Source organism: Microbacterium sp. B35-04 (genome assembly GCF_010634885.1).
Classification (GTDB): domain Bacteria; phylum Actinomycetota; class Actinomycetes; order Actinomycetales; family Microbacteriaceae; genus Microbacterium.
This window is the reverse complement of sequence record NZ_MWLP01000145.1, coordinates 1-7,565: the sequence shown is the minus strand read 5'-3', so window position 1 is coordinate 7,565 and position 7,565 is coordinate 1. Positions and strand designations below refer to the sequence as shown.

Genomic DNA, 7,565 nt, shown 5'->3' with positions numbered 1-7,565 from the left:
CCCGGTCGTTGAGGGAGCGAGGAACGAGCGAGACGAAACGCCTCTGCCGTCGGACGGCCCGGTGCCGGCTGACCTGCCCGCCGACGCCGTCATCGTCGCGACGGACGAGGACGCCGCGCGCGCCCTGCTCGCGCCGGCGCTCGGCGTTCCGGCGTTCGCCGACGTGGCGGCCGCGGGGATCGCCCGAGAGGTCGTGACGATCGTCGTCGACGCTCCGGAGCTCGACTCCGCGCCGCGCGGTTCGCAGGTGCACGCCGTTCCGGGCGCGCTGCGCGCGACGGGGCTCGTGCACGAGACCGCGCGCTGGCAGTGGCTCGCCCGCGAAGCGGGCGCCGGCCGGCACGTGCTGCGGGTCGCCTTCGGTGCGCCGGGCATCGCTCCCGCCACCGCGACGCTGTCCGACGCCGAGGCCGCCGCGCTCGCCGTGGCGGAGGCATCCGTGCTCCTCGGCGTGCGTCTCGACGCGCGCGCGCTGGTCGCCGCCCACCGCGACGCCTACACTCTCGTCCCGCCGGCGTCCGCCCTCGGGCAGCGCGACCGCACCGCCACCGCGCGCGCCACGGTCGGGCGCGAACACGGCATCGCGGCGATCGGCGCCTGGCTGTCGGGAAGCGGGCTCGCCCAGGTCGTCGCCGATGCCCGGGACGAAACCGACCGGCTGCGCCGCCGGGTGCTCTGGGGTACGGCAGCGACGGACTGAGCACGCGGCCACGACCCGTGTCAAGGGTGGATGCCGGAATCGGCATACAGGGCTACTCTGGGGGGAGTCGTCAGGTGCACACCAAGCGTGAGGAGACCTCATGAGGGGCAAAGCTGGACTCGTCATCGGACTTGCGGTGGGATACGTCCTCGGTACGCGGGCGGGACGCGAGCGGTACGAGCAGATCAAATCGCAGTGGCTGAAGGTCTGGGACACCGAGCAGGTGCAGACGCAGGTGACCAAGGTGAAGGACTTCGCGAAGTCCCAGACGATGGCGTTGCCGTCGACCCTCTGGGACTCGGCCGTCAAGGTCGCGCAGGCCGCCGGCGGGAAGGGCAGCGCCGGGCAGAAACTCGACGCCGCACTCAAGGTCGGCAAGGACTCCGCCGACGACGTCGGCAGGGCCGCGCAGACCTCGACGCAGGCTGTGAAGGACGCCGTCGACGACGCCGTCGACGATCTGCCAGAGAACGGCCGCGGCGGGGCTTGACGTGATGACCACTCCGCGTGGCTTCCGCGACCGCGCGGACGACAGCCTGCTCACCCTCGTCGGCGAGATCCCGGAGCTCATCCGCAACCTCGTCATCGCGGAGATCGACTCCGCCAAGGCGTGGCTCTCCCGCACCGCAAAGGACGGCGGGTGGGGAGCGCTGTGGGCGTTCGCCGCCCTGTTCGTGCTGTTCTGGTCGGTGCCCGTCCTCGGCACCTTCGTGATCGCCGGCCTGTCGTCGTGGTGGCCGGTGTGGCTGTCGGCTCTCGTCGTGTTCTTCGCGATGCTGGTGATCACGGCCGTCCTGGCCTGGCTCGGCGTCCTCCGCTTCAAGAAGATCGGCGAGCGGCAGAACCCCGTACAGTCGATCGCCCTGGATGTGAAGGAGGTGCGCGATGAGCTCTGACGCCGCCGTGCCCGTGCCCGTGCCCCGCACCGCCGTTCCGCTCGGGATCGGCGATCCCGTCGTGCAGGCGCGCACCGAGCTGAAGGCCGCGCTCGCCGCGATCGAAGACAAGGCCAACGTGCCACGGCGCGTCGGCCGGGCCGTTGATGACGGCGTCGAGCAGGCTCGTGCCTTCCAGCGGCGCAACCCGGCGCTCACCGCTGCCGCCGTGATCGTGGGCGCTGCCGCGATCGGCGCCGCCGTCTGGGGATTCGTCCGTCTTTACACCCGCTGAGCCTGCCTGATTCCGCTTCCTCCACAGGCAGGGGTCGCGGCTTCCGAGATCGGGGGTATGCTCGGGATGCAGGCAGTGCAACGGTGCGTATGCTGCCGATCGCGCGAGCCCGATTCGAATCGCGCATCGGTTGCTCGGCGTCTCGGGCGGCCGACTGAGCACCATCGAGAGTCGACCCCCTTATGAACACCGCCGCAGCACAGCACCAGTCCGTCAAACCCTTGACCGGCTGGCGCGTCCTCGTCCCCCGGGGCGGCCCTTGGGGTGACGGCGTCGCGGCCACCCTGCGCCGTCAGGGTGCGACGCCGGTCATCGCCCCCCTCATCAACTTCGCGCCCACCAACGACCAGGCCGCGCTCGAGCAGGCGCTCGCCGACCTGGCGGCCGGCAAGTTCGACTGGCTCACCGTCACCAGCGCCACGACCGTCGACGTGCTCTACGCCTACCGGGCCGTCGTCCCGCCGACCACGAAGGTGGCCGCCGTGGGTGAGACGACCGCGGCAGCGCTCCTCGCCGTCGGCTACCGCGTCGACCTGGTGCCCGAGCGCGACAACTCGGCGGCCGGCATGGCGGAGCAGCTCATCGGCCTCGAACCGCAGGCCCGCGACATCCTCACCCTTCGCAGCGAGATCGCCAAGCCGGTGCTCACGCGCATGCTGACCGATGGCGGGCACCGCGTCCGCAGCGTCGTCGCCTACCGCACCGTCGGGGTGCCGGTCACCGACCGCATCGCCGAAGACGTCCGATCCGGCCGCATCAACGCCATCCTCGTGACCAGCGGCTCGGTCGCCGAGCAGGTGCACGAGCAGTTCTCCCACATCCCCGAGACCACCCTCATCGCCGCGATCGGTCCTCGCACCGCCAAAGACGCGCGCCGGGCGGGCCTCGACGTCGACGTCATCGCCGACGCCCAGACCGTCGATGCCCTCATCGACGCGGTCGCCAAGTTCTCGCTGCCGCACGCGGCCGACGAATTCGCACCCCGCACCGGGGTGCTCCCGCAACTCGGCCGCGACACCCGGGGCTGACCCCCGCATGACCGGCACACCCCGCATCGTCGTGCTCGCGGGCGGAGTCGGCGGCTCACGCGTCGTGCTGGGCGTCCGCGGCGCACTGCGCGCGCGGGGCCTCGACGACACCGCGGCAGCGCTCAGCGTCATCGTCAACACCGGCGACGACCTCTGGCTGTCGGGTGTACGCCTCCAGCCCGACGTCGACTCGATCACCTATGCCCTCGCCGGCGTGAACGACGCCGAGCGGGGCTGGGGCCGTCAGGGCGACAGTGAGCGCGTCAACCACGAGCTGCAGGAGTGGGGCGCCGGCTGGCCGTGGTTCACCCTCGGCGACCTCGATCTCGGCACGCATCTCGCCCGCACCGGCTGGCTGCGCGACGGGCTCACGCCGACGCAGGTGCTGGAGCGGATGTCGCATCGCTGGGACCTCGGCGCACGGCTGCTGCCGATGACCGACACCGAAGTCGACACCGTGGTGGTGCTCGAGGACGGCGCGCGGCTGCACTTCCAGGAGTGGTGGACGCGACACCGCGCGACGCTCGCGCCCGCCCGCTTCGAGAATCCGGGTATCGACGCCGCCGAACCCGCTCCGGGCGTCGCCGAGGCGATCGCGGAAGCGGACGTGGTGCTCTTCGCTCCCTCCAACCCGGTCGTGTCGATCGGCCCGATCCTCGCGGTCCCGGGCGTCCGGGAGGCGCTCCGGGCAACGGTCGCGCCGATCGTCGGCATCTCGCCCATCATCGGCGGCAAGGTCGTGCGCGGCATGGCCGACGTGTGCCTCACCGCGATCGGGGTCGAGACCTCCGCCGCCGCGGTCGCCGGGCTCTACGGTGCCCGCGCCGACGGCGGGCTGCTCGACGCCTGGCTCATCGCCGAAGAGGACGAGGCCGCCGCCGGCGAGGTGGCCGGGCTCGGCATCCGTCCGCTCGTCCGTCCGCTGTGGATGACGGATGCCGCGCGCCAGACCGCGCTCGCAGAGGCCGCGCTCGCGGCCGCGCTGCCCGACGGCCGAGCGCGCTGACGTGCCCGACCTCGCGTGGTGGGCCTGGGCGCTGCTCGCCCTCGGCGCCGTCGTCGTGGGCCTGTCGAAGACCGCCGTCCCCGGAGCCGGCACCATCGCCGTCGCGATCTTCGCCGCGGTGCTGCCGGCGAAGCAGTCGACCGGGATCCTGCTGCTGCTCCTGATCGTCGCCGACATCTTCGCCGTCACGATGTATCGCCGGCACGCGGACTGGCGAACGCTCCTGCGACTCGCGCCGGCCGTCGTGGTCGGGGTGCTGCTCGGCGTGGTGTTCCTGTGGTTCGCCGACGATTTCTGGGTGAAGAAGTCGATCGGCGTGATCCTCCTCGCCGTGATCGCGGTCACCCTCCTGCGCCGCCGGTTCGCGTCGCAGGTCGACACCGGCGGACCACACCGGATCGCCGCCGCGACCTACGGCTCGCTCGGAGGATTCACCACGATGGTCGCGAACGCGGCCGGCCCGGTGATGTCGATGTACTTCCTCGCGGCGCGCTTCGAGGTGAAGGCGTTCCTCGGCACCGCGGCGTGGTTCTTCGCGATCGTCAACCTGTTCAAGGTGCCGTTCTCGATCGGGATCGGCATCATCACGGTGCCCGGGCTGCTCATCGACCTCGTGCTCGTCCCGCTCGTCGTGGCGTCCGCCTTCCTCGGCCGCTGGATCGCGGACCGCATGCCGCAGTCCGTGTTCGAGAAGCTCGTGATCGCCTTCACGATCGTCGGCGCTGTCTACCTGCTCGTCGGCTGACCCGCCTCACGTCCAGGGCGAGGGGCGGTCGGGGGCGCGCTGGCTGTCGTCGGGCAACTGGGGCAGCTCGCGGCCGCCGGCGCGGATGCACAGCCACCGCAGCTGCTCGGGGCTGTCGGGCAGCGCGCGCCACGTGCGCAGCATGCCCTGGCCCACGCGCACCACGGTGCCGGGGCCCACGTCGACGATGTCGTCGTCGAGTGCCATCTGGCCGCGGCCGGCCAGGAACACGTAGACCTCCTCGACGCGCGAGTGCACGTGCCAGTAGCCCGCTTCCTCACCCGGCTCGTACGCGTTCGCGGTCATGCCGATGTACTGCATGGTCAGCTCGTGGTCGATCACGCGGCGACCGTCTCGGGAGCTGTCGGGCCGGAACCCGCCGTAGTGCGCCCGCCACTCGTCGAGCCCGCCGATCTCCAGCACCTCGTAGTCGCTCATCCGCCCAGGCTACCGAGGCCCGCCGGTCGGGCTCGCGCTTCGCGTGTCGCACATCGTCGCTTCAGCGCCGGCAGACCGCGTGTCGTGGCACCCGAGCCGAGGCAGAGGGAGTTCGGGGGTCACGACACGCGGTACGGGCGTGTGGGATGCCGCACCCCGTGGCACCCGAACGGCCCGGGAGGGCGAGGGCGAGGAGCCGGGGGACGGGTCAGGCGAGCAGCGCGGCGGTGCGCGGGCCCAGGCCCAGCGCGCGGGCGGCCTCGAGCTGGGCGGCGGTGTCGACGTCGCGGCGCAGGGTGGAGGCATCCGGAATGGTCAGCGCCGCGCACCCCAGCGCGACGTGACGCGCGAACGAGCCGTCGCCGAACGACGACGTCCACGCCATCCCTGCCGCCGCGGTGACAAGGGTCGATCCGGTGCCCTCCGCGTCTGGCACGACGGCGCGATCGACGGATGCCGCGGCCCGCAGCGCGCCGGCGAGATCGGCGGGTCGGAGGGCCGGGAGGTCGCCGAGCAGGGCGGCGCGCGGCATCCGTCCCTGCGGATCGATGGCGGCCACGCCCGCCGCCACCGCGGCATCGAGCCCGCCCGCGTCGCCCTCGGGAACGAACCGCAGCGCCGGGATCATCGCCGCTTCGCGCGCGAGCGCGGCGTCGTCGGTGACGACCACCACCTGCGCGACGAGCTCGCACGCCGTCGCGGCCGCGAGGGTGTCGAGGGCGATCGCGCGCGCGAGGTCGGCACGGCCGACACCGGGCACCTCGAGCCGCGACTTGGCACGCGCCGACGGCTTGACCGGCACCACGACGACCCAGCGGGCGTGGCGAAACTCCACGGACTCGGTATCCGTATCGGGGAGGGGGCCCGGGCGCGACGACGGCGACACCGATTCCGTGGAGTCCTGCCGCCCACGCCGCCCGAACAGCGGGCTCACGCGCCGAACCGCGCGCGCAGGCGCGGCAGGATCTCCTCGCCGTACAGCCCCAGGAACGCACTCTGGTCGTGGCCCGGGTCGTGGAAGACGAGGTGACGGAAGCCGAGCTCGATGTACCACGCGATGCGCTCGACGTGCTCGTCGGGGTCGTCCGACACGATGAACCGCGAGGCGGCGCGCTCGATCGGCAGCTGCTCGCCGAGGCGCTGCATCTCGATCGGGTCGTCGACGCCCATCTTCTCCTCGGGGCTGAGGGCGAGCGGCGCCCAGAACCGCGTCTTCTCCTGTGCGGCCTCGAGGGTCGCATCGAGCGACACCTTCACCTCGATGAGCGTGTCCAGGTCGTCGCGCGTGCGCCCGGCCTTCGACAGCCCTTCGTCGAGCGCGGGCAGCAGCGTGTCGGTATACAGCTCGCGCTTCTTGCCCGACGTCGTGATGAACCCGTCCGCGATGCGTCCGGCGAGGCGCGTCGCGGCCGGGCCGGCGGCGCCGATGTAGATCGGCACGGGCTCCGGCAGCTTGTCGTAGATCGTGATGTTGCGGGCGTGGTAGTAGGTGCCGTCGAAGTTGACACGGTCCTCAGACCACAGCCGGCGGATGAGGCCGATCGCCTCTTTGAGCCGCTGGAACCGCTCGGGCGGGTCGGGCCAGGCGATGCCGAGGTTGGCCTCGTTGAGCGCCTCGCCGGTGCCGACGCCGAGGATCACGCGCCCCGGGTACATCACCCCGAGGGTCGCGAAGTCCTGCGCGACGACGGTGGGGTTGTACCGGAACGTCGGTGTCAGCACGGACGTGCCGATGAGCACGCGCGAGGTCTTCGCGCCGAGGGCGCCGAGCCAGGGAACGGATGCCGGAGCGTGGCCGCCCTCGTGCAGCCACGGCTGCAGGTGGTCCGAGATGAAGACCGAGTCGAACCCGGCCTCCTCGGCCTGTACGGCGTAGTCGAGCAGCTCGGCGGGGCCGAACTGCTCGGCGGACGCCTTGTATCCGAAGCGCAGCGGAACGGTCATGCGGGGCTCCCTTCGAGAGCAGGTTCGCGAGCGGGGCGCGGGCCGGGGTCCTCCCGGCGGCTGTGTGCGTCATCGGCTGCGGGCAGGAACTCCGTGCCGTCGGCCCGGGCGAGCCGCTCGCGGAAGGCATCCACCGTGCCGGGCCACAGCAGGGCGAGCCGGCCCGAGCGCTCGTCGACGTACCAGTTGCGGCATCCGCCGGTCATCCAGCGAGTGGATGCCGCCGCCCGCGCGATCTCCTCGGAGTACTGCCGTTCCGCGTCGGGATCGACGCGAAGCACCCGTCCCGAGCGGTCGTCGAGCACGCGGGTGACGTAGCCCGCCTGCTCCTCGATCATGAGCACGGACGACGAATGACCCAGCGAGGCGTTCGGGCCGTTGAGCACGAAGAGGTTGGGGAAGCCCGCGACGACGGTCGAGGCGAACGCCGTCATCCCGCCCGACCAGTGCTCGGCGAGCGTCTGGCCGTGCTCACCCGCGACGAGCTCCGCGTAGGGCTGGCGGGTCGAGGCGAAGCCGGTCGCGAGGACGAGC

The 7,565-nt window shown here is 72.3% G+C and carries 9 protein-coding genes and 2 pseudogenes; 7 read left to right on the top strand and 4 right to left on the bottom strand.

What is annotated here, in order from left to right:
* The 7 genes and pseudogenes from B1729_RS20055 to B1729_RS20025 all read left to right on the top strand — a co-directional run.
* Positions 1-700 (top strand): annotated as a pseudogene (locus B1729_RS20055) (hypothetical protein); the annotation flags it as partial.
* 100 nt (positions 701-800) lie between these two features.
* Entirely contained in the window at positions 801-1,190 is a 390-nt protein-coding gene (locus B1729_RS20050) for a hypothetical protein (RefSeq protein ID WP_163616942.1), read from the top strand.
* 4 nt (positions 1,191-1,194) lie between these two features.
* Positions 1,195-1,596: a phage holin family protein gene (locus B1729_RS20045; RefSeq protein WP_163634576.1), complete on the top strand. Its 402-nt coding sequence runs from the start codon at positions 1,195-1,197 to the stop codon at positions 1,594-1,596.
* Entirely contained in the window at positions 1,586-1,870 is a 285-nt protein-coding gene (locus tag B1729_RS20040; protein WP_163616944.1) for a hypothetical protein, read from the top strand. Before B1729_RS20045 ends, B1729_RS20040 begins: the two co-directional genes overlap by 11 nt.
* 182 nt (positions 1,871-2,052) lie before the next feature.
* Complete coding sequence (locus B1729_RS20035) at positions 2,053-2,898, top strand: uroporphyrinogen-III synthase (protein ID WP_163616945.1); 846 nt, start codon at positions 2,053-2,055, stop codon at positions 2,896-2,898.
* A 7-nt stretch (positions 2,899-2,905) separates the two neighbouring features.
* Positions 2,906-3,904 carry a 2-phospho-L-lactate transferase gene (gene cofD, locus B1729_RS20030; RefSeq protein WP_163634574.1) on the top strand — a complete coding sequence of 333 codons (999 nt, stop codon included), beginning with the start codon at positions 2,906-2,908 and terminating at the stop codon, positions 3,902-3,904.
* A 1-nt stretch (position 3,905) separates the two neighbouring features.
* Positions 3,906-4,649 (top strand): sulfite exporter TauE/SafE family protein, encoded by a 744-nt coding sequence (locus B1729_RS20025; RefSeq protein WP_163634572.1) that lies wholly within the window; start codon positions 3,906-3,908, stop codon positions 4,647-4,649.
* A 6-nt stretch (positions 4,650-4,655) separates the two neighbouring features.
* Here B1729_RS20025 and B1729_RS20020 read toward each other — a convergent pair whose 3' ends face one another.
* The 4 genes and pseudogenes from B1729_RS20020 to B1729_RS20005 all read right to left on the bottom strand — a co-directional run.
* Positions 4,656-5,087: a cupin domain-containing protein gene (locus B1729_RS20020; RefSeq protein WP_163616948.1), complete on the bottom strand. Its 432-nt coding sequence runs from the start codon at positions 5,085-5,087 to the stop codon at positions 4,656-4,658.
* Between the two features lie 208 nt (positions 5,088-5,295).
* Positions 5,296-5,922, bottom strand: a complete 627-nt coding sequence (gene cofC / locus B1729_RS20015; protein WP_163634570.1) for a 2-phospho-L-lactate guanylyltransferase — start codon at positions 5,920-5,922, stop codon at positions 5,296-5,298.
* Positions 5,923-6,017: 95 nt separating this feature from the next.
* Positions 6,018-7,031, bottom strand: a complete 1,014-nt coding sequence (gene fgd / locus B1729_RS20010) for a glucose-6-phosphate dehydrogenase (coenzyme-F420) (protein WP_163616950.1) — start codon at positions 7,029-7,031, stop codon at positions 6,018-6,020.
* A pseudogene (locus B1729_RS20005) lies at positions 7,028-7,565 on the bottom strand (4-hydroxyacetophenone monooxygenase); the annotation flags it as partial. The pseudogene B1729_RS20005 and the gene fgd, both read right to left, overlap by 4 nt.

Bases quoted from the DNA above. Each gene is read 5' to 3' on its own strand.
- B1729_RS20050 (WP_163616942.1), top strand. From the start codon at position 801: ATGAGGGGCAAAGCTGGACTCGTCATCGGACTTGCGGTGGGATACGTC.
- B1729_RS20045 (WP_163634576.1), top strand. From the start codon at position 1,195: ATGACCACTCCGCGTGGCTTCCGCGACCGCGCGGACGACAGCCTGCTC.
- B1729_RS20040 (WP_163616944.1), top strand. From the start codon at position 1,586: ATGAGCTCTGACGCCGCCGTGCCCGTGCCCGTGCCCCGCACCGCCGTT.
- B1729_RS20035 (WP_163616945.1), top strand. From the start codon at position 2,053: ATGAACACCGCCGCAGCACAGCACCAGTCCGTCAAACCCTTGACCGGC.
- cofD (WP_163634574.1), top strand. From the start codon at position 2,906: ATGACCGGCACACCCCGCATCGTCGTGCTCGCGGGCGGAGTCGGCGGC.
- B1729_RS20020 (WP_163616948.1), bottom strand. From the start codon at position 5,087: ATGAGCGACTACGAGGTGCTGGAGATCGGCGGGCTCGACGAGTGGCGG.
- fgd (WP_163616950.1), bottom strand. From the start codon at position 7,031: ATGACCGTTCCGCTGCGCTTCGGATACAAGGCGTCCGCCGAGCAGTTC.